The sequence below is a fragment of the Micromonospora sp. NPDC005252 genome, from assembly GCF_042872475.1.
Lineage (GTDB): Bacteria > Actinomycetota > Actinomycetes > Mycobacteriales > Micromonosporaceae > Micromonospora.
Window position 1 is genome coordinate 208401 of sequence record NZ_JBIAKN010000001.1, and the last position, 24812, is coordinate 233212.

The 24812-nt window shown below is 72.2% G+C and carries 24 protein-coding genes and 1 tRNA gene; 15 read left to right on the forward strand and 10 right to left on the reverse strand.

The window, feature by feature from the left end:
* The first annotated feature begins 19 nt into the window (after window positions 1-19).
* The gene (locus tag ACFYPH_RS00950; RefSeq protein ID WP_387177983.1) at window positions 20-604 is read left to right on the forward strand and encodes a GNAT family N-acetyltransferase; all 585 of its coding nucleotides are present in this window, start codon (window positions 20-22) and stop codon (window positions 602-604) included.
* Here ACFYPH_RS00950 and ACFYPH_RS00955 read toward each other — a convergent pair.
* The gene (locus ACFYPH_RS00955; protein WP_354857403.1) at window positions 571-1116 is read right to left on the reverse strand and encodes a CGNR zinc finger domain-containing protein; all 546 of its coding nucleotides are present in this window, start codon (window positions 1114-1116) and stop codon (window positions 571-573) included. The genes ACFYPH_RS00950 and ACFYPH_RS00955 overlap by 34 nt on opposite strands.
* Before the next feature lie 86 nt (window positions 1117-1202).
* Between ACFYPH_RS00955 and ACFYPH_RS00960 the strand changes: the two genes are divergently transcribed.
* The 3 genes from ACFYPH_RS00960 (at window position 1203) to ACFYPH_RS00970 (ending at window position 4678) form a co-directional block, all read left to right on the forward strand.
* The gene (locus tag ACFYPH_RS00960) at window positions 1203-2159 is read left to right on the forward strand and encodes a DMT family transporter (protein ID WP_355065015.1); all 957 of its coding nucleotides are present in this window, start codon (window positions 1203-1205) and stop codon (window positions 2157-2159) included.
* Between the two features lie 13 nt (window positions 2160-2172).
* Window positions 2173-2895: an HAD family hydrolase gene (locus tag ACFYPH_RS00965; protein ID WP_387177988.1), complete on the forward strand. Its 723-nt coding sequence runs from the start codon at window positions 2173-2175 to the stop codon at window positions 2893-2895.
* Window positions 2896-2992: 97 nt separating this feature from the next.
* Window positions 2993-4678, forward strand: coding sequence for a S8 family serine peptidase (locus ACFYPH_RS00970; RefSeq protein ID WP_355065019.1), 1686 nt, complete (start codon window positions 2993-2995; stop codon window positions 4676-4678).
* A gap of 173 nt (window positions 4679-4851) precedes the next feature.
* Here ACFYPH_RS00970 and ACFYPH_RS00975 read toward each other — a convergent pair whose 3' ends face one another.
* The gene (locus ACFYPH_RS00975) at window positions 4852-6060 is read right to left on the reverse strand and encodes a DUF559 domain-containing protein (protein ID WP_354857396.1); all 1209 of its coding nucleotides are present in this window, start codon (window positions 6058-6060) and stop codon (window positions 4852-4854) included.
* 233 nt (window positions 6061-6293) lie between these two features.
* Complete coding sequence (locus ACFYPH_RS00980) at window positions 6294-6959, reverse strand: IclR family transcriptional regulator (RefSeq protein ID WP_387179294.1); 666 nt, start codon at window positions 6957-6959, stop codon at window positions 6294-6296.
* Between the two features lie 54 nt (window positions 6960-7013).
* Between ACFYPH_RS00980 and cysS the strand changes: the two genes are divergently transcribed.
* Together cysS and rlmB are read left to right on the forward strand one after the other, a co-directional pair.
* Window positions 7014-8429: a cysteine--tRNA ligase gene (gene cysS, locus ACFYPH_RS00985; RefSeq protein WP_363941227.1), complete on the forward strand. Its 1416-nt coding sequence runs from the start codon at window positions 7014-7016 to the stop codon at window positions 8427-8429.
* Complete coding sequence (gene rlmB / locus ACFYPH_RS00990) at window positions 8429-9562, forward strand: 23S rRNA (guanosine(2251)-2'-O)-methyltransferase RlmB (protein ID WP_354857391.1); 1134 nt, start codon at window positions 8429-8431, stop codon at window positions 9560-9562. The genes cysS and rlmB overlap by 1 nt, the downstream gene beginning before the upstream one ends.
* Before the next feature lie 50 nt (window positions 9563-9612).
* Here rlmB and ACFYPH_RS00995 read toward each other — a convergent pair whose 3' ends face one another.
* On the reverse strand, window positions 9613-10200 hold the full coding sequence (locus ACFYPH_RS00995; RefSeq protein ID WP_387177993.1) for a hypothetical protein: 588 nt from the start codon (window positions 10198-10200) through the stop codon (window positions 9613-9615).
* 170 nt (window positions 10201-10370) lie between these two features.
* Window positions 10371-11462 (reverse strand): sn-glycerol-3-phosphate ABC transporter ATP-binding protein UgpC, encoded by a 1092-nt coding sequence (locus ACFYPH_RS01000; protein ID WP_354857386.1) that lies wholly within the window; start codon window positions 11460-11462, stop codon window positions 10371-10373.
* Between the two features lie 341 nt (window positions 11463-11803).
* On the opposite strand from ACFYPH_RS01000, the gene ACFYPH_RS01005 reads away from it, so the two are divergent.
* From ACFYPH_RS01005 to ACFYPH_RS01025, 5 genes are all read left to right on the forward strand, one after another.
* Window positions 11804-11877 (forward strand) — tRNA-Thr (locus ACFYPH_RS01005).
* A 104-nt stretch (window positions 11878-11981) separates the two neighbouring features.
* Complete coding sequence (locus ACFYPH_RS01010; RefSeq protein ID WP_387177997.1) at window positions 11982-13040, forward strand: hypothetical protein; 1059 nt, start codon at window positions 11982-11984, stop codon at window positions 13038-13040.
* The gene (locus ACFYPH_RS01015; protein ID WP_355135699.1) at window positions 13037-13438 is read left to right on the forward strand and encodes an AraC family transcriptional regulator; all 402 of its coding nucleotides are present in this window, start codon (window positions 13037-13039) and stop codon (window positions 13436-13438) included. The genes ACFYPH_RS01010 and ACFYPH_RS01015 overlap by 4 nt, the downstream gene beginning before the upstream one ends.
* Before the next feature lie 34 nt (window positions 13439-13472).
* Window positions 13473-13892 carry a VOC family protein gene (locus tag ACFYPH_RS01020; RefSeq protein WP_354857380.1) on the forward strand — a complete coding sequence of 140 codons (420 nt, stop codon included), beginning with the start codon at window positions 13473-13475 and terminating at the stop codon, window positions 13890-13892.
* Window positions 13893-13959: 67 nt separating this feature from the next.
* Complete coding sequence (locus ACFYPH_RS01025) at window positions 13960-14610, forward strand: histidine phosphatase family protein (protein WP_363939119.1); 651 nt, start codon at window positions 13960-13962, stop codon at window positions 14608-14610.
* Window positions 14611-14622: 12 nt separating this feature from the next.
* On the opposite strand, the gene ACFYPH_RS01030 is transcribed toward ACFYPH_RS01025, so the two are convergent.
* On the reverse strand, window positions 14623-15171 hold the full coding sequence (locus ACFYPH_RS01030; protein ID WP_387178002.1) for a hypothetical protein: 549 nt from the start codon (window positions 15169-15171) through the stop codon (window positions 14623-14625).
* Window positions 15172-15339: 168 nt separating this feature from the next.
* Between ACFYPH_RS01030 and ACFYPH_RS01035 the strand changes: the two genes are divergently transcribed.
* From ACFYPH_RS01035 to ACFYPH_RS01050, 4 genes are all read left to right on the forward strand, one after another.
* Window positions 15340-17727, forward strand: coding sequence for a M4 family metallopeptidase (locus ACFYPH_RS01035; RefSeq protein WP_355064376.1), 2388 nt, complete (start codon window positions 15340-15342; stop codon window positions 17725-17727).
* 149 nt (window positions 17728-17876) lie between these two features.
* Window positions 17877-18650 (forward strand): enoyl-CoA hydratase/isomerase family protein, encoded by a 774-nt coding sequence (locus ACFYPH_RS01040; RefSeq protein WP_387179297.1) that lies wholly within the window; start codon window positions 17877-17879, stop codon window positions 18648-18650.
* 62 nt (window positions 18651-18712) lie between these two features.
* Window positions 18713-18871, forward strand: a complete 159-nt coding sequence (locus tag ACFYPH_RS01045) for a hypothetical protein (protein ID WP_354857371.1) — start codon at window positions 18713-18715, stop codon at window positions 18869-18871.
* 269 nt (window positions 18872-19140) lie between these two features.
* Entirely contained in the window at window positions 19141-20670 is a 1530-nt protein-coding gene (locus ACFYPH_RS01050) for a serine/threonine-protein kinase (RefSeq protein ID WP_387178006.1), read from the forward strand.
* Between the two features lie 67 nt (window positions 20671-20737).
* Here ACFYPH_RS01050 and ACFYPH_RS01055 read toward each other — a convergent pair whose 3' ends face one another.
* The 4 genes from ACFYPH_RS01055 to ACFYPH_RS01070 all read right to left on the reverse strand — a co-directional run bounded on the left by ACFYPH_RS01055 (window position 20738) and on the right by ACFYPH_RS01070 (window position 24786).
* A complete protein-coding gene (locus ACFYPH_RS01055) occupies window positions 20738-21181 on the reverse strand; it encodes an HNH endonuclease (RefSeq protein WP_355064380.1) in 444 nt (147 codons plus the stop codon).
* A gap of 215 nt (window positions 21182-21396) precedes the next feature.
* Window positions 21397-22653: a hypothetical protein gene (locus ACFYPH_RS01060; RefSeq protein ID WP_387178010.1), complete on the reverse strand. Its 1257-nt coding sequence runs from the start codon at window positions 22651-22653 to the stop codon at window positions 21397-21399.
* A gap of 66 nt (window positions 22654-22719) precedes the next feature.
* Window positions 22720-24273 carry an FAD-dependent oxidoreductase gene (locus ACFYPH_RS01065; protein ID WP_387178013.1) on the reverse strand — a complete coding sequence of 518 codons (1554 nt, stop codon included), beginning with the start codon at window positions 24271-24273 and terminating at the stop codon, window positions 22720-22722.
* A gap of 30 nt (window positions 24274-24303) precedes the next feature.
* Window positions 24304-24786, reverse strand: a complete 483-nt coding sequence (locus ACFYPH_RS01070; protein WP_354858084.1) for an MSMEG_6728 family protein — start codon at window positions 24784-24786, stop codon at window positions 24304-24306.
* Window positions 24787-24812 lie beyond the last annotated feature (26 nt).

Sequence of the window (24812 nt, forward strand, 5' to 3'; positions counted from 1 at the left end):
CGGGCGCGATGATCCGGTCATGGATGGCGATGACCTGGTTCCTCCGGGGACCGAGCGGCTGCGGTTGCGGCGGCTGAGCGTGGCCGATGTGGACGCGTTTGTCGAGTTGGACAGCGACCCCGAGGTGATGCGTTTCCTCACCGGCGGCGTCGCAACCCCGCGTGCCACCGTCCGGGACGAGCATCTGCCGAAGCTGCTCGCCCAGTACGACAGTCATCCCGGCCTCGGTCGGTGGGCGGCCGTCGATCGGGAGACGGGTGACTTCCTGGGCTGGTTCGCCCTCGACCCGTCCAAGGACGGCACCGAGGCCGAGCTGGGCTACCGGCTGCGCCGCTCGACGTGGGGTCGCGGCCTGGCCACCGAGGGGTCGCGGGCGCTGGTCCGGTACGCCTTCGACACCGTGGGCGTGCGTCGGGTGTGGGCCGAGACAATGGCGGTCAACGAGCGGTCCCGGCGGGTGATGGTGAAGGCGGGGCTGCGCTACGTGCGCACCTTCCACCTTCGGTTCGACGACCCGATCCCGGGGACCGAGCACGGCGAGGTGGAGTACGAACTACGGGCCGACGTCGCTCAGGGCCGGCCGGCGGCCCTGCGGGCCCGGTAGGCGGTCACCGCCGCCCGGTTGCCGCAGCCGGCCTCGCAGAACCGCCGTGACCGGTTGCGGGACAGGTCGACGACGACGTTGCCGCAGTCCGGGTACTCGCAGATCCGCAACCGGCTCAGCTCGCCCATGCGGACCAGGTCGGCGATCGCCATCGCCGCCTCCACCGCCATCCGGGTGGCCAGCGGCGCGTCGCGGGGCACGGCATGCAGGTGGTACGGCTCGTCGTCGTGCTCGATGAGCTGCGGCAACGCCCGGTGCTCCAGCAGCAGGGCGTTGACCATGGCGACGACCTCCGGCGGTTCGGCGTGCCAGATCCGGCGCAGCCGGGGGCGTAGCTGCCGCACGGCGCGCAGCTCGGCGTCGGTGTGCTCGTGCCGCCCGCTGTAGGCGTGCCGGGTGAAGAACGCGTCCAGCGCGGCGACGTCGGGCAGCAGCTCGCCGTCGCGGCCCGCGGTGTTGACCAACGCGGTGGCGGCGATCAACGAACATTCGGTGTCATGAGCGAATAGCAACTTGACTCCTGTCACGATGGCCGCCTAGCGTCATGAGCACAAGGATAGTTTGCTCATGACACCGTGTCGTCCCCGAGGAGCGCGAGATGCAGTCACGACCCACCGCCGGCGCCGCGCTGGCGCTGCTCTCCGCGGTCACGTTCGCCACCTCGGGCACCTTCGCGCGGTCGCTCATCGAAGCCGGCTGGTCGGCCGAGGCCGCCGTCGTCGCCCGGGTCGGCGTGGCCGCCCTGGTGCTGGCGATCCCCGCCCTGCTCTCCCTGCGTGGCAGGTGGCACGTGCTGCGGAGCAACAGCGGGGCGGTCGTGATGTTCGGGCTGCTCGGGGTGGCGCTGGCGCAGGTGTGCTTCTTCAACGCCGTGCGGTACCTGCCGGTCGGCATCGCACTGCTGCTGGAGTACCTGGGCATCATCCTGGTCGTCGGCTGGATGTGGCTGCGGCACGGCCAGCGCCCCCGGCGGCTCACCGTGGCCGGTTCGGCCGCCGCCCTGTGCGGGCTGGCCTTCGTCCTGGACCTCACCGGCACCGCCGGCTTCCACCCGGTCGGCGTGGTGTGGGGGCTGGGTGCCGCGTTCGGCCTGGCCGGCTACTTCGTGCTCGCCGGCCGGGTCGACCCCCGACTGCCCTCGGTCGCCATGGCCAGCGGCGGGATGGCCGTCGGCGCCGCCGTGCTGCTCCTCGTCGGGCTGACCGGTCTGCTGCCGCTGCGTGCCACGTTCGGCGAGGTCACGTTCGCCGGGCACCGCACCACCTGGCTGCTGCCCATCGTCGGGCTCACGCTGGTCGCCGCCGTGATCGCGTACCTCGCCGGCATCGCCGGCACCCGGATCCTCGGCCCCCGGCTGTCGTCGTTCGTCGGGCTGACCGAGGTGCTGTTCGCGGTGCTGATCGCCTGGCTGTTCCTCGACGAACTGCCGACCGCCTGGCAGCTCTTCGGCGGTGCGCTGATCGTCGCCGGGGTCGCCCTGGTGCGCCTCGACGAACTGCGCGGTACGCCCGCGCCGGCCAACCCCGAGCCTGCGCTGGCGACCACCCCGCGGTGAGAGAGTGGTTGCCGTGCTGACCACCGTGGTGTTCGACGCCGACGAGACTCTGCTGGACCTGCGGCCGGCGGTGACCGCCGGGCTGGTGACCGTCCTCGACGAGATGCGGCGTCGTACGCCGGACGCCGCCGACGTGACGCTCGCCGAGCTGGAGTCCGACTGGGGCGCGGTCTTCGGCGAGCTGAGCGCCGCCCCGGTGCTGGAGATCCGCCGCGCCGCGCTGGCCCGGTCGCTGGCCCGCGCCGGGCTCGACGACCACCTCGACGAGATCGCCGCCCTCTTCTTCGCCCGCCGTTTCGCCCTCACCCGACCCTTCCCGGACGTCCCGCCGACCCTGGCCGTGCTGCGCACCCGGTACACGCTGGGCTTCGCCACCAACGGCAACAGCCGCGCCGAACGCTGCGGGCTCGCCGGGGAGTTCGCCTTCGAGCTGTACGCGCACGAGAACGGCCTGCCCAAGAAGCCCGCCCCGGAGTTCTACGCGGCGGTGGTCGCGACCGCCGGGGTCCCCGCCGAGCAGATCGTGTACGTCGGTGACTCGTGGGAGCACGACGTGGTGGCACCCCGGCGGGCCGGCCTGCGGTCGGTGTGGCTGAACCGGCAAGGGCTGCCCCGCCCGGCCGGTTTCACCCCCGACGCGGAGGTGTCCACCCTGGCCGACCTGCCAGTGGTCCTGTCGGATCTGTCGGCGGGGTCGTCCGACCGGGTGGACGTGGGCATCGAGCTGGGCGGATGAAGGAGAGATTCACCGCCATAACGGACGTTCACCTGGCGTAAACCGGGCGGGTGTTGTGTGATGGCTGCCACGTCCCTCAACGAGAGGATCCGATGTGGTGAGCAAGCGCTTCACCGCCGGTGCCGTCGCGACCGCGGCAGCACTGGCACTTACGGCAGCGGGCCTGGGTGTACCGGCCAGCGCCGCGCCGAGCACCTCCCGCACCTTCACCGTCGTCGCCGAGGACGGCTTCGCCGCCGACACGGCCGTCGCCGCCATCCAGGCAGCCGGCGGCACGGTGGTGTCCCGGTCCGACGAGGTCGGCATGTTCCAGGTCACCAGTGATCGGGCCGACTTCGCCGCCAAGGCGACGGCAGCCCCGAGCCTGATCGGTGCCGCCGAGCAGAAGGCCATCGGCCGCAAGCCGAAGCTCGACCGGGTCGAGCAGGAGCACCTGGTGGCGGCGTCGGTCGCAGCGGGCGCCGCAGCCCGGCGCGGCGCAAAGATGGACCCGCTCGACGACAAGCTCTGGGGCCTGGAGATGATCCGGGCCGACAAGGCCCGCAAGGTCGAGCCCGGCGACCGCCGGGTGACCGTCGGCGTGCTGGACACCGGCGTCGACGCCAGCAATCCGGACATCGCGCCCAACTTCAACTGGGCGTTATCGCGCAACTTCGCGCCCGACCGGACCGACGTGGACGGCCCGTGCGAGGTGCCGAGCTGCCTCGACGCGGTAGGCACCGACGACGGCGGGCACGGCACCCACGTGGCCGGCACCATCGGCGCGGCCGCCAACGGCTTCGGCCTCTCCGGTGTCGCCCCGAACGTGTCGCTGGTCGAGCTGAAGGGCGGCCAGGACTCCGGCTACTTCTTCCTCGACCCGGTCGTCAACGCGCTGGTCTACGCCGGCCGCTCCGGGATCGACGTGGTCAACATGTCGTTCTACGTCGACCCGTGGCTCTACAACTGCACCGCCAACCCGGCCGACTCGCCCGAGGCGCAGGCCGAGCAGCGGGCCATCATCAAGGCCATGAAGCGGGCGCTGGTCTTCGCCCACAACAAGGGCGTCACCCTGGTCGGCGCGCTCGGCAACAACCACGAGGACCTGGGCGCGCCGCGTACCGACACGTCCAGCCCGGACTACGGCGCCGACCCGTACCCGCGCCCGATCGACAACAACAGCTGCTGGGACCTGCCCACCGAGGGCCCGCACGTCATCGGTGTGTCGTCGGTCGGCCCGTCCGGCAAGAAGTCGGACTTCTCCAACTACGGCACCGAGCAGATCTCGGTCGCCGCGCCGGGCGGCTGGTTCCGCGACGGCTTCGGCACGGACACGTTCCGCACCTACGCCAACGAGATCCTGTCGTCGTACCCGAAGCATGTGCTCCAGGAGGAGGGCTCGGTCGACGCCGACGGCAACGTCGTCGCCGGCTTCGAGGAGTCCGTCTTCAAGCAGTGCAAGCCCAACGGTGAGTGCGGCTACTACACCTACCTCCAGGGCACCTCGATGGCGTCCCCGCACGCCGCCGGCGTTGCCGCGCTGATCGTCAGCCGGTACGGCAAGCCGCAGGGCCGGGGTGGCTTCGGCCTGTCCCCGGACCAGGTGGAGCAGCACCTCTACCGCACGGCGGCCGAGCACGCCTGCCCGGAGCCGCGCCTCCAGCAGTACCGCAACGAGGGCCGTGACGAGTCCTTCGACGCGTACTGCGCCGGAGGGGTCAACTTCAACGGCTTCTACGGGTACGGGATCGTCGACGCCTACGCGGCGGTGACGACCCCGCTCAAGCCCAACGCCCGCCCGTAAGACACCACCGCGAGGCCCGGTCGACGCTGGTCGACCGGGCCTCGCTGTGTCCCGGCCACCCATGCCGGCCTCCCCGGGCTTGATCCACTCGGGTTCCTTGATGGCGGGGTGTCGCGGGCCCGGGGACAGCCCGACTTCCAGGAACCCGAGTGGATCACGTACGCCCCGGGTGGTCACCGCCGCCAGCCGCGGGCATTCAACGCGGCGCGCACCTCGTGGAGCACCGTCGGGAACTCGGCATGCATTCGTCGACTGGTCACGTGCAGCACCAACCAACCCGCGCCGACGAGCAGGTTGAGTCGTCGGCGATCGCGGTGCAGCTGATCGGCATCGGCGTGCCACTGCCCGTCGTACTCGACCGCTACCCGGTATTCCGGCCACGCCAGGTCGGGATGAAGGATCACGCCGTTGGGCAGGCGTACCGGATGTTGAACAACGGGACGTGGCAGCCCGCCCAGCACCAACCGCACCCGCAGCTGCGATTCCGGCGGGGACTGGGCCCCGCCGTCAGCCAGGTCGAAGAGCCAGCTTGCTCGGCGATTCCCCGCCCGGTTCGCGTTACGAGCAGCCGCCTCGATCAGCGCGGCACGATCGGCCAGCCCCTGCCCGAGCAACGCGTCGATGATGCTGACCGCTCGGATCGGGTCGAGCCAGACTGCCGTCTCCCAGGCGGCCTGTTCGGGGTCGGAGCGGGGGATCGAGCCGCGCGGGAACCGGAGAGGCTCGGCGGCCGTTCGGCTGTCACCCCACCTGACCCCCACCGGGCTGCCCGGTCCCGCCGCCACCGCGCGCCCCCGGGGCCGCCGCGCGTCCACGGGGCGGGTCGCGCCTGTTCGGGGCGCAGGGCCTGGGCCGGGCGGGCGTTCCGATCCGGGTGGGCGGGGCGTGCCGGTGGGGTGGGCTGTTCGTGGAGAGCCTGCGGCGGCCGGCTGCTCTGGTCCCGATCGGCGGGTCGTGCCGGTTGGGGGTCCTGCTTTCGGCGCACCGCTCGTGCCCGGGGAGGTCACCAGCCGCTCGCGCGAATCCGGGTCGAGGGGCGCAGGGTGGACGTGCACGCGGAGGCCGCGTTGCGCGCCGACCCGTAGCGATCGGGGCACGAGGACGTGCACGTCGTCGGTGAAGGCGGCGGCATGTTCGATGCCGTGCAGGAAGGCGGCCGACGGGCCCCCGACGACCACCCCGGGCGGTAGCCGAAGGAGCGCGGCGCGACAGGCCAGGGCGTGGTCCCGGTCCAGTCGGGCGTCGGCGTAGATGTCGTGGCGCAGCCGCACCCACGCGGCGCTGCGCAACTGGTGCTCGCTGAGAAGGCCGGCCCGGACAGCGTCGGAGCCACGGAAGACCTGCCAGGTGAGGGCATCGGGTCGGTACGGACGAGGTGGCATGTCGAACAGCGTGCGGACCGCGAACCACCCGCCGAAACCCCTGTGGACAACCCGCTCCGAGCCTCCGTCGGCCCCTGTGGACAACGGTGAGCCCACGCACCGATCGTGGTATGGCACCCAGCGGTGATCGACTCGCGTTCATGGAAATCGGGCTGTCGCTGGTGCTCGGATGCCGCGCTTTGCATGAACCCGAGTCGATCAAGCCCCAGGCCGCCAGGCGGTCGGCGGGGAGGTCAGCGGAGGGCGGCGGTGACGGCTGTGGCGGCGGCGAGCACCTGGGGGCCGATCAGGTCGACGTCCAGCGGGGCGAGCGCGACCACCCCGACGCTGGCCTCCAGACCTGGTACGCCGAGCACCGGCGCGGCCACCCCGTACGCCCCGGACTGCAGCTCCCCGCTGCTGCTCACCGGTTCCGCGGCGCCGCCCCGACCGGCCAGGATCGCCCGACCCGCGGCGCCCCGGTCCAGGGGATGTCGCGCCCCGGTCCGGTACGCGACGTGGAACGACGTCCAGCTCGGCTCGACCACCGCCAGGGCGACGCCCTCGCCGCCCTCCACCACGGTCAGGTGTGCCGTGGCGCCGGCCTGCTCGGCGAGCCGGCGTAGCGCGGGCAGCGCCCCCTCGGCGAGCAGCGGCTGGGCGCGTCGGGCCAGGTGCAGCACCCCGGCGCCGAGGCGGAGCCGGCCGTCGCTGTCGCGGCGCAGCATGCCGTGCCCGGTCAGCGGGCCGACGAGCCGGTAGACGGCCGCCCGGCCGATGCCGAGTCGCGTCGCCACCTCGGTGACGGTCAACCCGGCCGGCGCGTCGGCGACCAGGTGCAGCAGTCGCAGACCCCGGTCGAGAGTCTGGGACGTCTCCCCGGCCCGGCCGGACCCCGCCGTCTCATCCACAGCACGCAGCGTACGACCCGGCACCGGCGGGCTCGGACAGGCGCGGACGGCTACCCTTGTACGGTGACGCTACGCCTGTATGACACCGCCACCCGATCGGTGCGGGACTTCGTCCCGCGGGAAGCCGGCAAGGTGGGGGTCTACCTGTGTGGTCTCACCCTCCAGGCGCCGCCGCACATCGGCCATCTCCGCTCCGGCGTCAACTATGACGTGCTGCGCCGCTGGCTGCTGGCCGCCGGCTACGAGGTCACGTTCATCCGCAACCTGACCGACATCGACGACAAGATCCTCGTCAAGGCGGGGGAGCGGGGTCGGCCGTTCTGGTCGATCGCGTACGCCAACGAGCTGGTCCTCGCCGAGTCGTACCGGGCGTTGAACGTGCTGGCGCCCACCTACGAGCCGCGCGCCACCGGGCACATCCCGGAGATGCACGAGCTGATCACGAAGTTGATCGCGGACGGGCACGCGTACCCGGCCACCGACGGCTCCGGTGACGTCTACTTCGACGTGGCGTCCTGGCCGGCGTACGGGTCGCTGTCGGGTCAGTCGCCGGACGCGATGCAGTCGGCGGGGGACGCCCCCGACCGGGGCAAGCGGGACCCGCGCGACTTCGCCCTCTGGAAGGGCGCCAAGCCGGACGAGCCGGCGGACGCGTACTGGCCGTCGCCGTGGGGGCTGGGCCGCCCGGGTTGGCACATCGAGTGCTCGGCGATGTGCTGGCGCTACCTCGGCCCGGAGTTCGACATCCACGGCGGTGGTCTGGACCTGACGTTCCCGCACCACGAGAACGAGATCGCCCAGTCCCAGGCGGCCGGGTTGCCGTTCGCCCGCTACTGGGTGCACCACGGGCTGCTCAGCATCGGCGGGGCCAAGATGGGCAAGTCCGCCGGCAACGCGCTCGACCTGGCGTACGTGGCTTCGCTCGGCGTGCGGCCGGTGGAGCTGCGCTACTACTACGCCGCCGCCCACTACCGCTCGGTGATCGACTACTCGGAGGACTCGCTGCGCGACGCGGCCACCGCGTACCGGCGGATCGAGGGTTTCGTGCAGCGGGCCGCCGAGCGGGTGGGCACCGGGCAGCTCGGTGAGCTGCCGGCCGGCTTCGTCGCGGCCATGGACGACGACCTCAACACCTCCGCCGCGCTGGCCGTGCTGCAACAGCACCTGCGCGACGGCAACACCGCGCTGAGCACCGGCGACGATGTGACCGTCCGCACCACCCTGGCCGCGGTACGGGCGATGCTGGATATCCTCGGCATCGACCCCTTCGACGAGGCCTGGACCGGTGGCGGCAGCTCGAACGATCTGCGCGCCGTGGTGGACTCCCTGATCGCGCTGGCCCTGGAGCAGCGCGCGCAGGCCCGGGGCCGCAAGGACTGGGCCGCCGCCGACGCGGTACGCGACCAGCTCAAGCTGGCCGGCGTGGTGGTCGAGGACACCCCCCAGGGCCCCCGTTGGACTATTGGAGAGCAGGACTGATGGCCGGCAACTCGCAGCGCCGTGGCCGGCGTCTGACGCCGAAGGCAGGTGCCCCCAAGGGCACCGGCGGCAAGAACAAGGACTCCCTCGCCGGACGCGGGCGCACTCTGCCCGCCGACGAGCGGCCGTGGCACAAGGGTTACTCGGGCACCGAGAAGCTGCCGCAGCGCACCGCCTGGAAGCAGGACAAGGAGCGCCGGGCGGCGGCCGAGGAGGGGCGTGCCCCGAAGATCGGTCAGCCGGGCAGCAAGGACACCACCTGGGGCAGGGGCGGTGGCCGGGGCGTACCGGCGAGTCGGGGTGGCGCCGCGGGTCGGGGTGGTCGGCCGACCGCCGGCCGGACCGGTCCCCGGGTCGCGCCGGGGCGCAAGTCCAACCCGTCCAAGGACACCCCGGAGCTGCTGGTCGGGCGCAACCCGGTGCTGGAGGCGCTGCGCGCCCAGGTGCCGGCGACGGCGCTCTACGTCGCCCAGGGCATCGACATGGACGACCGGATCAACGAGATCATCCGGACGGCCGCCGACCGGGGCATCGCCAACCTGGAGATCAGCCGCGCCGAGCTGGACCGGATGACCGGTGGCGTGCTGCACCAGGGCGTCGGGTTGCAGGTGCCGCCCTTCGCGTACCAACCCTTCGAGGACATGGTCGCCGCGGCCCTGGAGCAGCAGGCGCCGCTCCTGGTGGCGCTGGACGGGGTCACCGACCCGCGCAACCTGGGCGCGGTGATCCGTTCGGCCGCCGCGTTCGGCGCGCAGGGTGTCTTCGTACCCGAGCGGCGGGCTGCCGGGATCACCGCGACCGCCTGGCGGACCAGCGCCGGCGCGGCCGCGCGGGTGCCGGTGGCCCAGGTCACCAACCTGACCCGGTCGCTGAAGGCGTGCCGGGACGCCGGCTTCATGGTGGTCGGCCTGGACGCCGACGGCGACACCGACCTGTACGACCTGGAGGCCGCTGTCGGGCCGCTGGTGGTGGTGGTCGGCTCCGAGGGGCGCGGGTTGTCCCGGCTGGTCGGCGAGACCTGCGACCTGACGGTGAGCATCCCGATGATCTCCGAGGTGGAGTCGCTCAACGCCAGCGTGGCCGCCGCGGTCACCCTCGCCGAGGTGGCCCGCCGCCGCTCGGTCGAGCTGTAACGACGTTCGACGAGGCCCCTTCCCGCCCGGTGCGGGAGGGGGCCTCGTCGTCAGATCTGGCGGGTCCAGGCGACGAAGAGCAGCGCCCCGGCCACCGCGATCAGCAGCGTGGCCGGAATCAGCCACGCCGGAGCGCGCTCCCCGTCGAGACGTCGGGTCAGTCGCTGGTGCACGGCGGCGATGCCGATCAACGCGAGCAGGGCTGCGGCGGCCATCGGCAGGCCGACGAGGAAGTGCGCCAGCCACGCACCGGCCCGGGTCGGACCACCCCAGGAGTGGTCGTACGGACCGCTGTCGACGATGCCGTACAGCACGCCGCGCAGCACCATCAGCAGCTCGACGCCGAGTGGCACGAGGGCCACGACGCCGAGCAGCAGACTGAGCAGCCCGTGGCCGAGCACCGCGACCGGGCCGGGCCGCCGGCCGGTTGCGGGCGTCGGCGGCGCTCCGAGCAGCCCGGTACGCAGGGTCCGCCACCGCGCGGCGGCGGCACCGGCCCCAGCCACCGGGGCGGTCACCAGCGCGAGCAGGGCGACCGGCACCAGCATCGCGCAGTAGGCGAGGCTGTGGCCGGCCAGGCGGGCGGTCCGGTACGGCCGGGAACGGATGGTCGGGTGAGCGGTGGCGGTGGCGGACACGGCGTCTCCTCGGGTTGGGCGTGCCGCGACGCTACGGGCGCGGCCCGCCCTGCCGAGTCACCCCGCGGAGCCACATTGGTGCTGGCACCGCGGGGTGAGAAGCCGTCCCCGGGTACGACGAAAGGGGCGGCCCGCCGAAGCGGACCGCCCCTTTGCGGTACTTCGTTACGTCAGATCCGGCTGCCGGTGGCGGCGTGGAAGACGTGGCTGCGGCCGGTGCGCGGCTTGACGAACACGGTGTCACCCATGTTCGGCATGGTGCGCCGGTCGGTGCGGACGACGAAGCGCTCCGAGTTGCCGCCCAGCGCGGCGTGCCCGTAGACGTTGGCGTCCGAGCCGAGGTCCTCGACCAGCTCGACGACGACCGGCATGCCGCCCTCGGTCGGGCTGACCAGGTCGCAGTCTTCCGGGCGGAAGCCCACGGTCACGTTGCCGTCGCCACCCTCGGCGCGGGCCGCGGCGACCTGCTCGCGGGTCAGCGGGATGTGCAGCTCGGCGAACTCGGCGCCCTGCTCGTTCAGCGGAACGGTCTTGATGTTCATGGCGGGGGAGCCCATGAAGCCGGCGACGAACACGTTGGCCGGGGTGTCGTACAGCGCCCGCGGGGTGTCCACCTGCTGGAGGACACCGTCGAGCAGCACGGCGACCCGGTGGCCCATGGTCATGGCCTCGACCTGGTCGTGCGTGACGTAGACCGTGGTGACGCCCAGCTTGGCCTGCAGCGAGGCGATCTGGGTACGGGTCTGCACCCGCAGCTTGGCGTCGAGGTTCGACAGCGGCTCGTCCATGAGGAAGACCTGCGGCTCGCGGACGATCGCCCGGCCCATCGCGACACGCTGACGCTGACCGCCGGAGAGCGCCTTTGGCTTGCGGCTGAGGTACTCCTCCAGCTGGAGCAGCCCGGCCGCCTCCTTGACCCGCCGGTCGATCTCCGACTTGGAGGTCTTGCGCAGCTTGAGGGCGAACGCCATGTTCTCGTACACCGTCATGTGCGGGTAGAGGGCGTAGTTCTGGAAGACCATCGCGATGTCGCGGGCCTTCGGGGGCAGGTGGGTGACGTCGCGCTGGTCGATGTAGATCGAGCCGGCGTCCACGTCCTCCAGGCCGGCGAGCATGCGCAGGCTGGTGGACTTGCCGCAACCGGAGGGGCCGACGAGAACGAGGAACTCGCCGTCGCCGATCTCGAGGTCCAGCTCGTTGACGGCGGGACGCTCGGTGCCCGGGTAGATCCGGGACGCCTTGGAATAGGTGACCGTAGCCATGGTGGTGCGCTTCCTTTCACCGGCAGGAACGTGCCGGACGATCCGAGTGAAGGAGCGACCGGCACGTACCCGTGCCGGTCAGCGGACGGCGGGTCGGCCGCGGGGGCGGCCGTGGTGTCGTCCGTGTCACTGCACGGTAAACGGGTTTCCCCGTGCTGCCAAGGCGAGCGGCCCGCGGAGGTGATCCGTTGCCCACGCATTCCGGGCACTCGGGCACGGGCAGGCATCAATCGACGTCTCCTCGAAGCGACGGGCGTCGGGTTGTTGACGTTTCCCATGCTCGGGAGCCCTCGCGATCGGGATATTCAGACGTCAGTCGCTATGCTGACCTCGACGCACGCGCCCCTGTAGCTCAGCTGGCCAGAGCACTCGCCTTGTAAGCGAGATGTCGCCGGTTCGATCCCGGCCGGGGGCTCCGAATATTTCGGCGGTCCGGCCGTCCCCCGACGGCTCGTCGGCAGGGGCATCGATGGTTGGCCACTCCTATAGTTCGGGTATCACCGACCGTCGAGGAGTCGCATGAGCCCGGTCGTCGCTATCGCCGGTAGTGCCCAGGCGGGCCGCTCCTACTCGCCCGCCATCCGCGACCCGGAGGGTGCGGCTGCCGCGGCGGCCGAACTGGGTGCGGCACTCGCCAACCAGGGCTGCCGCATCGTCGTGTACTCCGGCGATCCCGAGTACCTGGAACGGGACGTCGTGCGCGGCTACATCCGCTCCGGCCGGGCGATGCCCGGGTCGATCCTGGTCCGTGGTCGGTACCAGCAGGACGTGGACTTCGAGGAGGTCCAGCGGCACCCGGAGCTGTTCACCGTCGTGCCCGAGTCGACCGACGACTGGGAGGTCAGCTTCTACCGCTCGCTGCTGACGGCCGACGCGTTGCTGCTGGTGGGCGGCGAACGCTCCACGTTCATCGCCGGGCTCATCGGACTGTCCCGGCGCATCCCGGTCGCCGCGGTCGCCGCGTTCGGCGGAGCCGCGGAGAAGGTCTGGCAGCGCCTCAGCACTGAGCGTGGCGTCGCCACCGAGGAGGAGGTGGCCCTGCTCGCCCGACCGTGGCAGCCGGGCGCCGCCGAGCCGATCGTCGCCGCGCTCTGCGCCCAGGTGCAGCGCCGCACCGAGCAGGAACGCGCCTCCCGCGAGGCCGAGCGGGCTGCCGGGCGGCGTACGGTGGCGGGCCTGGTCACCGCGCTGGTCCTCCTGCTGCTCGCCCTCGCCACGATCCCGCTGGCGTACGCCGCTCCGACCGGCGGATGGCAGAACGTCGCGGTTCTCGTGGCCGCCCCGCTGTTCGCCTCGGTGTGGGGTGCGATCGTGCGTAACGCGTACGACGGCAGTGGCAACTGGCTGCGGGCGGCGGCGTTGGGCTCGGCCGCCGGTGTGATCGCCTTCCTGCTGTTCGTCGCGGCGCAGCTCTCCACCAACCCGGGCCTGCTCGACGGTGACGCGGCGCGGCAGTTGGTCTTCTTCGTCCTGGCCATCGGGTTCATCGGCGGGTTCACGTCCGAGGTCGTCTACGCCAAGCTGCGCGACCAGGACGTGACGCAGACGTCGGTCCTTCCGCCGGGCGGCCTGCGGTGAGCCGGGCCGTGGAGGAGTCCAACCGGGCGATGCTGCGTGCCCGCGACGCGATGGACCGGGCGTACGCCGAGCCGCTGGACATCCCAGCGTTGGCCCGGATCGCGTACGTCTCCGAGGCGCACTTCATCCGGACGTTCCGGGCCACCTTCGGCGAGACGCCACACCGCTACCTGCAACGCCGCCGCGTGGAGCGGGCCATGGCGCTGCTGGTGGAAACGGGCCGGGACGTGACAGACATCTGCTACGCGGTCGGCTTCGGCAGCTTGGGCACGTTCAGCCGGACGTTCCGGCAGATCGTGGGGGAGTCCCCCTCGGATTTCCGGCGTCGCCGCGCGGCGCCGGGCAACGTGCCGTCCTGCTTCACCAAGGCCTGGACGCGTCCCAGCAGTTTTGGATAAGCAGCAGGTCAGGGCCACCCTCTACGGTCGTGGCATGACGATGAACGCGATCAGCCGCTCCCAGATCTACGTCCTCGACCAGGACCAGGCGCTTGACTTTTACGTCAACAAGCTCGGCATGGAGGTCAACACCGATCAGGACCTCGGCTTCATGCGCTGGTTGACGGTGAACCTGCCCGGTGACCCGGAGCGCGAGATCCTGCTGGAGAAGCCGGGCCCGCCGGCCATGGACCCGGCGACGGCCGAGCAGGTGCGGGAGCTGCTCACCAAGGGTGCCCTGGGTGGCTACCTGTTCATGACCACCGACGACGCCCACAAGACCCACGAGGAGCTCGTGGCGAAGGGCGTCGAGATCACCGACGAGCCGACCGAGCGCCCGTACGGGATCGACTTCGGCATCCGCGACCCGTTCGGCAACAAGATCCGCATCGGCCAGATGTTCCCCCGGGCGTAGCGCCAAGATCAAGAAACCGGAAGGCGCGGGCCAGTCCCGCGCCTTCCGGTGTGTTTGGGTGTACGGCATGCGAACGCGGCTGTTGTACCTGACCCGACATGGCGAGCAGGACCTGACCGGGCACGCCGACACGGACTCGACCGAGCCGGATTCCGGCCTGTCCGAGCGCGGCCGGCGGCAGGCCACGCTGCTCGGTGAGCGCCTGCGGGGCCGGTCGTTCGCCGCCGTGCACCACGGGCCGTTGCGCAGGGCCGCGCAGACCGCCGAGGTGGTCGCCGCAGCACTGCCCGGCGTTCCGGTGTACGCCACGGAGCTGGCCGGTGACCACCTCCCCCACGACACGGACCCGGCCGGCCTGCCGTCGGCGTACGCCAATTTCCTGGCCGGATTCTCGACGGCCGAGCGGGCCGACGGGCCGCGGGTGACGGCGGCGGCGGTGCGGCGCTTCACGGGTCCGGTGGCCGCCGACGAGGGAGCAGCCGAGGGCGAGCCGGTTCGTGAGCTGGTGGTGACGCACACCTTCCTGATCGCCTGGCTGGTCCGGCATGCCCTCGACGCGCCGGAGCGGCGGTGGCTGGGTTTGAACCACCACAACGCGGGGTTGACCGTCATCCGGTACGGCCCGGCCGGGCCGCCGAACCTGATCACCGTCAACGACGTGGCGCACCTGCCGGCGGAGCTGCGCGGCACCGGCCTGCCCCCGGACTACCTGGTCTGAGCTGCCGGTCGGTCAGCCGGTGACCCGCAGCAGCAACTCGACGAGCGCACGGGTGGCCGGCGGCGGCGCGGGATCGGCGGGGCAGTCGACGTACCCGGTCTCGACGACGCCGACGGTCAGGCGGTAGCTGAACGCGTCCGCGCAGCTCGTCGCGGTGGCCGTGCGGCGGGCCTCGGTGGTCAGTCGGGGGTCGGCCGCCAGGCCGCGGAACCGGCCGAGGTCGGCGGCGGCGAGTTTTCCGTTACGACGGCTGCCGGCCCGGTCCACCACCGTCCACCGGCCGTCCGGTTCGACTGTCACGGTGTCGCCGCGTCCGGCGAAACCGCCCGAGCGGAACAGCGTCACCCGCCCGGCCGCGGCGTCGGTGGCACCCGGTCCAGGCGGCACGGGCCCGGTCGGCGCGGTGCCGTTCGGAGCGGTAGGTGTCGCGGTCGCTGGCGGCGGGGTGCCGGTGGCCGATGGTTGGTCGGCGGGGCTGGCGGCCCGGTCGGTGCCGGTGCAGCCGGCCAGGAGGGCGGCCAGGAGCGCAATCGTGACGCCGGTCGTCGAGGCGGGTCTCATGTCCGTCGGACGTGCCGTTGCCAGCGTTGGTTCCCCTGTCAAGGCCCTCATCCGTTCGGCCAGTCTCAATGTCTGCGAGCGGTCCAAGCCTTCTCTTTTCTTGAACACATCGCTATATCTACATGCGTGACCACCCCCGTCACACCCTTTCTCCTTTCAGGAGGGCACGTGAAACGACCCCTCGCGGCCGTCAGCGCAGCGCTGCTCACCAGCGGCCTGTTGACCTGCGTCGCCACCGCGGCGCACGCCGCCCCACCCACCGCTCCCGCGCCGGACGCCTCCGCCGCGGCCCGAGCGGCGACCGTCTTGCAGACGAACCCCGGCGCCGTCCAGGGTTCGAGCGCCGAGTCCTACCAGGTGCTGAGCACCAAGGTGGACGCCACCGGCGCGGCGCACACCCGCTACGCCCGGACCTACCAGGGACTCCGGGTGTACGGCGGTGACTTCGTCATCCACACCGCGCCGAACGGCACCTACGCCGGCAGTTCGGTCGGACTCGCCGCACCGCTGACCCTCCCCACCACGGCCCGGGTCACCGCCGCCGCGGCGAAGAAGACGGCCCGCGCCGGGTTCAGCGGCAAGGCCGAGACCGTGGGCGCTCCGGAACTGTTCGTCGACGCCAGTTCCGGCAAGGGCCGGCTGGCCTGGGAGACGGTGGTCAGCGGCTGGCAGCCGGACGGGCAGACGCCGTCGCGGCTGCATGTGATCACCGACGCCACCTCAGGCGCGACCATCGGGTCGTTCGACGAGATCGAGTCGGTGGTCGGCAGCGGCCAGGGCATCTACACCGGCGCGGTCAGCATCGATACGACGCTCTCCGGCAGCACGTATCAGATGATCGACCCGTCGCACGGCAACGGCCGCACCTGCGACATGAACAACGGCACCTCCACCTGCACCACCTTCACTGACGCCGACAACGCGTGGGGCACCGGCGCCAACTCCAACCGGCAGTCGGCCGGCGTGGACGCCCACTTCGGTGCGGCGAAGACCTTCGACTACTTCAAGAACGTCCACGGCCGCAACGGCATCTTCGGCAACGGCAGCGGCGTGCCCAGCCGAGTGCACTACGGCAACAACTACGTCAACGCGTTCTGGGACGGCGCCCAGATGACCTACGGTGACGGCTCCAGCAACTCCCGCCCGCTGGTCTCGCTGGACGTGGCCGGGCACGAGATGAGCCACGGCGTCACCGAGGCGCTGGCTGGCCTGGTCTACTCGGGTGAGTCCGGTGGCCTCAACGAGTCCACAAGCGACATCTTCGGCAACATGATGGAGTTCTACGCCGCCGCGCCGAGCGACCCGGGCGACTACCAGGTCGGCGAGAAGATCAACATCAACGGCAACGGCACGCCGCTGCGCTACATGTACAACCCGTCGCTGGACGGCTCGTCCGACAGCTGCTGGTCCACCAGCACCAAGAACAAGGACGTGCACTACTCCTCCGGCGTCGGCAACCACTTCTACTTCAACCTCGCCGAGGGCACCGGCGCCACCTCGTACGGCACCTCGCCGGTCTGCGGCTCCGCCCCGGCGGTGACCGGCATCGGCCGCGCCAAGGCGGAGAAGATCTGGTACCGGGCCCTGGACGTCTACTTCACCTCCAACACGACGTACGTCAACACCAGCAACCCGGCGAACACGGCGCGCGCCTACAGCCTGCGGGCCGCGACCGACCTGTACGGCAGCTGCTCGACCGAGTACAAGGCCGTGCAGGCCGCCTGGACGGCCGTGAACGTGGCCGGCAACGACGCACCCTGCTCCACCGGCAACGACTTCTCCGTGTCGCTGTCGCCGACCGCCGGCTCGGTGAACCCGGGCAGCGCGGCCTCCACCACCGTGTCGACCGCCACCACCAGCGGTACGGCGCAGACCGTGACGTTCTCCGCGTCCGGCCTGCCCAGCGGGGCGAGCGCCGCGTTCAGCCCCGCCTCGGTGACCTCGGGCGGCTCGTCCACCCTCACCATCAGCACCTCGGCGAGCACCCCGCCCGGCACCTACTCGGTCACCGTGAACGGCGCGGGGTCGGTCACCCGCAGCGCCACCTACACGCTGACCGTGAACGGCACCGGGGGCGGCTGCACCGCGCCGGGGCAGAAGCTGGCCAACCCGGGCTTCGAGTCCGGCGCGACCGGCTGGACGGCCAGCTCCGGCGTGATCACCACCGACAGCGGCCAGGCGGCCCACGGCGGGTCGTACAAGGCGTGGCTGAACGGGTACGGCACCAGCCACACCGACACGCTCGCCCAGTCGGTGGCCCTCCCGTCGGGCTGCTCGTCGTACACGGTCAGCTTCTGGCTGCACATCGACTCGGCCGAGACCACCACCACCGTCGCGTACGACAAGCTCACGGTGCAGGTGCTCAACTCGGGCGGGACGGTGCTGGCCACGCTGGCGACCTACTCGAACCTGAACAAGGCCACCGGCTACAGCCAGAAGTCCTTCTCGCTGGCCGCGTACGCCGGCCAGACCGTCAGCCTGAAGTTCACCGGCGTCGAGGACTCCTCGTTGCAGACGTCCTTCGTGGTCGACGACACCGCTCTCAACGTCTCCTGATCTGACCTGACCTGACCGACAGCCGGGCCCGGCGGCCATCCTCAACGGTGGCCGCCGGGTCCGCGCCGTCAGGTTTCTGGCAATCTTGGACAGTTGCCGTCAGCTCCTGACGGAAACTGTCCAAGATTCGCTTCAGCGTGGAATTCGGGGTGAACGTGTCGGACGCGGAACTGACAGTCGCGGTGACCGGACCGGTGGCGACCGTGGTGATCCACAACCCGGCCCGCCGCAACGCGATGACGGCTGCCATGTGGCGGCAACTCCCCGAGCTGCTCGACCGGCTGGAGCCCGACCCCGACGTACGGGCCCTGGTGCTCACTGGCGCGGGCGACGCCTTCTGCGCCGGCGCCCACCTCGGCGACCTGGCCGAGCTGCTGGACGCCGGCGACACCAGCATCGCGGTGGCCGCCGAGGAGCGGCTGGCCGGCTTCGCCAAGCCGACGATCGCGGCGATCCGGGGCGCCTGCGTCGGGGGTGGCGCTCAGCTCGCGGTCGCCTGTGACCTGCGGATCGCCTCGGATGACGCCCGCTTCGGCGTACCGCCGGCCCGGCTCGGGCTGGTCTACCCCGCGCTGACGACGCGGCGGCTGGCCCGGCTGGTCGGCCCGTCGGCGGCGAAGCACCTGCTGTTCACCGCCGAGCTGATCGATGCCGACCGCGCCCTACGGATCGGCCTCGTCGACGAGGTGCTGCCGGGCGACCGGCTCGCCGCACGGGTGGACGACCTCACCGCCACGATCGCCCAGCGGTCGCCGCTGAGCGTCGCCGCCGCCAAGGAGATCGTCGACGACCGGGCCGGACCGGCACGGATCGCCTGGTGGCACCGGAAGGTGGCGGACAGCGGCGAGGCCCGGGAGGGCGTGGCGGCAATGGCGGAGCGCCGGGCACCCCGCTTCGCCTGGCGAGCGCCGACCGAGCGCTGAAGCTCGTCGCCTACGCCTCGTCGTCGCCGTACGCCGACGAGCCGAGACTCCTCACGCTCGACATGGCCTCGTGCCTGTTCGAGGCGAGCGTCGATCTGGCCCACCTCCTGCCGGACCCGCCCGACCCCGTCGAGTTGTACAACCGCTTCATGGGCTTCGCCCGCCAATTCGTCATCGGTACGCCCCGCCGGCCAGGTCGCCGCAAGTGGTTCGAGCCCTAGACGAGTAATTCCTAGCCTTTGGGGCTGTGGGCGCAGCGGGCGGCCAGCGGTGACCCTCGGTCACCTCGGTGGGGGCGGATGCGGTGGTAAGCGGTATACCTCAGAGTCATATTCATACCTCTGAGGTATACCGCTCAACAGCACATCGACACGGCGGGCAGCCAAAGTGGATGGCCAGAGCCCTTCGCCGCAGCCACCGCGGACCCATCCATTGCGAAACCTCGATCCCGGGTGGTGTCCGCTGCGGGTCGTACGGCAGGCTGTCCGTCGTGCAGCGTGATCGGTTGCTTGCGGGCCGCTACCGGCTCCTGGAGCGCCTCGGCAGCGGCGGCATGTCCGCGGTCCACCGGGCGTACGACGAGGTGCTCGAACGGGACGTGGCGGTGAAGGTGCTCGTCGCCTCGGACGCCAACGCCCGACAGCGGATCCGGGCCGAGGCCAAGGCGGCGGCCCGGTTGTCGCACCCGTACGTCACAGGCGTCTACGACTTCGGTGAGTCGGTCGTCGACGGCGTCCAGGTGCCGTTCGTGGTGCTGGAACTGCTCAACGGCGTCACCCTCGAACAACGGTTGGCCGCCGGTCCGCTGCCACCCCGCGCCGCGCTGCGGGTCTGCGCCGAGGTGGCCACGGCACTCGCGGCCGCGCACGCCCAGGAGCTGGTGCACCGCGACGTGAAACCGAGCAACGTGATGCTCACCCCCACCGGCGCGAAGGTGCTCGACTTCGGTATCGCGGCGGCCGTCGGCGACCCCGAGATCGACTTCGATGGACGGCTGCTCGGTACGCCCGCCTACCTCGCACCGGAGCGCCTGGCGGCCGGCGAGGTCCTGCCGGCCTGCGACGTGTACGCCCTCGGCCTGCTCCTGCACCGGACGCTCACCGGTCGGCTGCCCTGGGCCACCGAGGCGCAGACCGCGATGCTCCGTGCCCACGTCCACGTCGAACCGGACCCGTTGCCCGAGATCGACGGAGTCCCCGCCGAGATCCACCGGCTCTACCGCTGGTGCCTGGCCCGCGATCCCGCCGACCGGCCCTCGGCCGCCGACGCGGCCCGCATCCTGCTCGGAGCTGCCGCCGGGCCGGCGACGGCGGATGTAGCCGCAGCCGCGGGCGGAGCGACCGAGGGCGGGCCGGCGGCTGACGAGGATGAGCCGGTCGACGACGCGCCGTCCGAGCCCTCCGCCGGTGTCACCGCCGACCCGACCGATGCCTCCCAGCGACACCCCTGGCGTCGGCGTCGGGTGGCGCTTGCGGTCGGCGGCGCGGTGATCGCCGCGGTGGCGGTGGCCGGGTCGCTGGGCGACTACGGCACCCGGCAGCACGACGGGCCCATTCCACGAACCGGCATCGGCACGGGTGGCACCACCACTGTGGGGCTGCCGCAGACCGTCGCACAGCCCGAACCGTCCGCCGCCCGTCCGCCGGCCGGCCCGTCGGCCCGGAACACCCCGGCCGTTCCCCGGACCAGCCCATCGACGGGTTCGGGCGGAAGGTCCACTCCGGCACCGACCCCGTCCAGGCCGACGCCCACACCCACACCCACGCCCACGCCCACGCCCACCGACCCTGCGGTGGTCACGGTGCAGGCCCAGGGCGGAACGGTCACCGTCCGCTGCCTCGGAGGATCGGCCGAACTGCTCACGGTGACGCCCACGTCGGGCTATCGGGCGGCGCCCTACGACCCCGGCCCGGCGAAGCAGGTCCAGGTCGAGCTGACCTCGGCCGAGCACAGCAGCGAGATCCGTGTGCACTGCGCGAGCGGCCGCCCGAAGCCGAAGGTCAAGGAACGCGGTCTCTGACCGGGGCCGGCGGGTGCCGCGCCGGGGCGTACCCCGACGCGGCCCCCCGTTCCCGCCGGCCGGTCGGTCACCGCCCGGCCAGCGACGCCCAGCCCGGGTTCACCGGCTCCCGGCGCAGCGGCATGCCCGCCTCCGCCGGGGTGCGGTCGCCCTTGCGCTGGTTGCAGCCGTAGCAGGCGGCGGTGGTGTTTCGCCAGGTGTTCCGGCCGCCCCGCGAGCGCGGCAGGATGTGGTCAATGGTCGACGCGACCCCGCCGCAGTACGCGCAGCAGCGCTCGTCGCGGCGCAGCACCCCGGCCCGGGACCAGGCCGGCCCGGAGCTGAACCGCCACCGGGTGACCACGTAGCGGACCAACCGCACCACTCGGGGCAGCGGGAAGACGCCGATCACCTGGTCCGGCTCCGCCTCATGGATCTCGGCCACCCGACGGCAGAGCATCCGGACGGCGTGCTGAACGGTGACCCGGTGCAACGGGCCGAGGTCGGCGTTGATGACGAGAACGGCGTCCACCGGGACTCCTTTCCAGCTGGTGACGGACAGCGAAGAGCCGCCCGGTCCGGCGTTCGGACGGGGCGGCTCGGCGCGTACGGGTACGCGTCAGTCCGGCCGGCCCGCCCGGGGGCGTTCCGCTCGCCAACCGTCGCCGGGCAGCGTCGACGACGGCACGGTGGTGACGTGCGACCTCGTCATGTGCTGCTCCCGCGGCGGTGGTTGACCTTGCGCGATCACGGTAGGTCGGTACGGGAGAGTCGGGCAACGTATTTCGATGGGCTGCCCGGCTCCTCGGGACGACCCTGACGCCGGGTCCGAGGAGCGCGCCGGGCCCGGGGAGCGCGCCGGGCCCCTGGAGCGACCCCCGCCGCGCGACGGGCGTTGGCCAGTGGCCGGTCCAGCCGCAGGGCCATCCGCGCGGTGAGTTCGCTGTCCAGGAGCGGCCGGTTGACCTCGCCCGCCACAGCCAGCGCGGGACCGGAGACGGAACGCCAGATGGCGGCCAGCCCGGCGCCCAGACCGAGCAGGGCGACAGTGGCCCGCGTGGTCGGTGAACCGGCCGCGGCGGCGGCGCTCACCCCGACCACCGCGAAGAGCACCACCAGCAGGGGCACCAGCACCGGCCAGAAGATGCCCCGGGCGGCCTGGGCCACCAGCCGTCGGTCCCGGATGATCAGGTTCCGGGCGACCACCGCGTAGTCCTCCTCGTCGAGCAGGTCGCGCGGATGCAGGCCGCCGGTGAGCACGCCGCGCCAGAGGTCACCCTGGTTGCGCAGCTCGCGGCTCAGCTCGGCCGGTTCCGGTTCCGCCGGATCGCCCTGGCCGGCCCGTTCCACCGCGACCGCCCAGGCGGCCAGCGAGCGGCGTACCACAGCGGCCGAGTACGGCGGCAGCACGCTGGCCAGCTCGTCCAGCCACCGGCTGAGCTGGACCTGCCGGCCGTCGAAGCGCCGCAGCAGTTGGGCGGCGTCGCCGGGCCGGACCGTGTCGGCCAGGGACCGGCCCAGCCGGTAGGCGAGCCCGACCCGGAGGTTGGTGGCCATCGCCCAGCGCAGCACGTCCACGTTGAGGTCGTCGAGGGCGAGCAGCAGCGGTTCGGTGTCGGCGGTGTCGGGCTGTTCCAGGTCGGGCAGCCGGTCCAGGTCGGGCAGCCGGGTCCGGGCGGCGGACGTGTCCGGCAGCGGCCCGGTGTGCCGGGTGAGCGCCGAGATCTGGGCCAGCGCGACGTCCACGCCGTCGAGGTACATCCGCATCCGGCGCGGGAGCGACATCTCGGTCAGGTTGGAGAGCTTGGCCGGTGGGTGGGCCGGGACGGTCGGACCGGGTTCGGCGTGCTGCCCGTGGTGGTACGCGTCCGCCATCCACCAGCCCAGCCGCAGCGCGGTGACGACGCAGGCGCGCTCGTCGCGGAGCAGCGGGTACGCGTCGTCCCGGCCGGTCTCCTCGGTCAGCGGAACGCTCTGGGCGCCGACGCGGTGCAGTGGTGACATCGCCGCTGCCCTCCCGCCCGGCCGATCGACAGATGATCATTCGAGCGTACGGCAGCGTACCGTCGGTTATGTTGCTTTTTGTCGGTTTGGGGTGGCCCGCCCGGCCAGCAGGCCCCGAGGCCGGATCGAGCGCACCGGCTCGGCCGCGACGCCCTCCGCGCGCAGGATGTGGTTCGCCGCGATGATCCCGGTGGCCGCGGAGCGTTCCATCAGGGCGCTCGGGAAGTCCGTGGCGATCCCGTCGCCGGCCAGATAGACGCCGGGCGCCTCGGTGCGCACCCCCGGACGCCAGGCGTGGCTGCCCGGCGTGAACGCCGGCGCCTGCGCCTCCACCCGGGCGCGCAGCTCCCGGACCCGCAGGTCAGCCGCCTCCGGCCAGAGCGCCACCAGCTCGCGGCGCATCCGCTCGGCCAGCTCCTCGGCCGGCACACCGGGCTCACAGGCGTACGCGTGCAGCTCGACGACCGAACCGCCGGTCTGTCGCGCCCAGCGGCGCGACTCGTTCTCCAGCCGGTGGTAGAGCGTCACCGAGTCCAGTGTGGGCTGCCGCGACACCCCGCTGAACACGGCCCGGTCGGCCGCCACGTCCCCGTCGCACCAGTACCGCGCCACCGCGTACGGCGGGCCGGGCGTGCCGAAGCGGGGCATCCGCGCCGCCAGCTCCGGTGCCCGCCCGACCAGGTCGGGGGAGGCCGCCACCAGCGCGGCCAGGGCCGGCGGATCCACCGCGAGCACCACGTGGGCCGCCGGGTGGCTGCCGCCGTCGGTGGTCGTCACCCGCCAACCCTCGCCGTCGCGGTGCACCCCCGTGGCGCCGGACGCGGTGAACACCCGACCGCCGTGCTTCTCCACGTGCCTCGTCAGCGGCTGCCAGATCGCGGTGGCATAGTCCTCGTCGGGGCAGTCGAAGGCCAGCCCCTCCGGATTGCCGAGCAGGTAGAAGTGGAACTGGGCGACCATCTCGGCCGCCGACATCTCCGCCTCATGGTTGAAGAACGAGTGCGAGAAGACCTCGAACAGCATCGCCCGCGCCCGGTCCGGCAGTCGCAGCGAGGCCAGCAGCTCGTCGGCGGTGGTGTCGTCCAACTCCGCGTAGGTGCGGACCGGGTCGTAGGTGAGCAGCGGCAACGCCGCGTCCCGGTCCATCGACCGCAGATCGGCCAGGCGCAGGCTGGGACTGCGCAGCAGCAGCGCCAGCAGGTTGGCTGGCGGCGCGGGCGGCAGCCTGCCGAACTCCTCGGTCGGCCACTGTGCACTGAGGATCGGATAACCCGGAATCGGCTTGAGGAAGCCCAGGTCGGGCTCGACGCGACGAAGGATGGAACGCCAGTTGTAGTACTGCCGGAAGAACGCGTGGAAGCCATGCTCGTTCTGCTGCTCGCCGTCGCCGAGCGCCTCGGGCCACGCGCCGAGCCGCCCGCCCAGCGTGGGCGCCGCCTCCAGCACCGTCACGGCCACACCCCGCTCGGCCAGCACGACCGCCGCCGACATGCCGGCGATCCCGCCGCCGACCACCACCGCCGCGACCGGTCCCGGCACGCGGTCGGCGCCACCTCCGCCCGGGTCCACCTGGTGCTGACGTACGCCGATGAGCCGACCCACCACACGCGACAGCGCCACGCGTACCTCCCTCGTCCGGGCCAGTCTCCCCTACGGCAGGCAGCGGCGCTCGCGGTCGGACGCGGGCCAGACGTACTCCAGATCCTCCGGGACGTCGGCGCCGAAGATCGGGCGGTAGTGCGCCGGGTCCTTGCGCAGCAGCGACGAGCGGTGGCTCAGGTGCAGGTCGTCGCGGCCGAGCCAGGGCGGCAGGTCACCAGCGCGGGCCAGCTCGTCCTGTGTGCGTACGACGCCGGCCCCGCAGGCGGCGGCGAGGTCGACGGTCAGCGTGGTGGCGCAGGTGTCGGCCCGTCCCGGCTCGGTCCAGACGGCACACATGTCCAGCCCGTAGCGGGTGAGCGCCTCCTCGTACCCGGCCCACATCTTCACCGCCGGATGGTTGCGCCACCCGTACCCGGGTCGGGTCAGGCCGCGGAGCACCTGGATGGCCTCCACCCGTTGCTTGCCCAGCCGCTTCTGGTCCAGCGCGCGGGCGCTGGCCAGAAAGTCCGGGTACGGCAGGAAGGTCTGCATCCCGGTGCTCTACCCGCCGCCCCGGT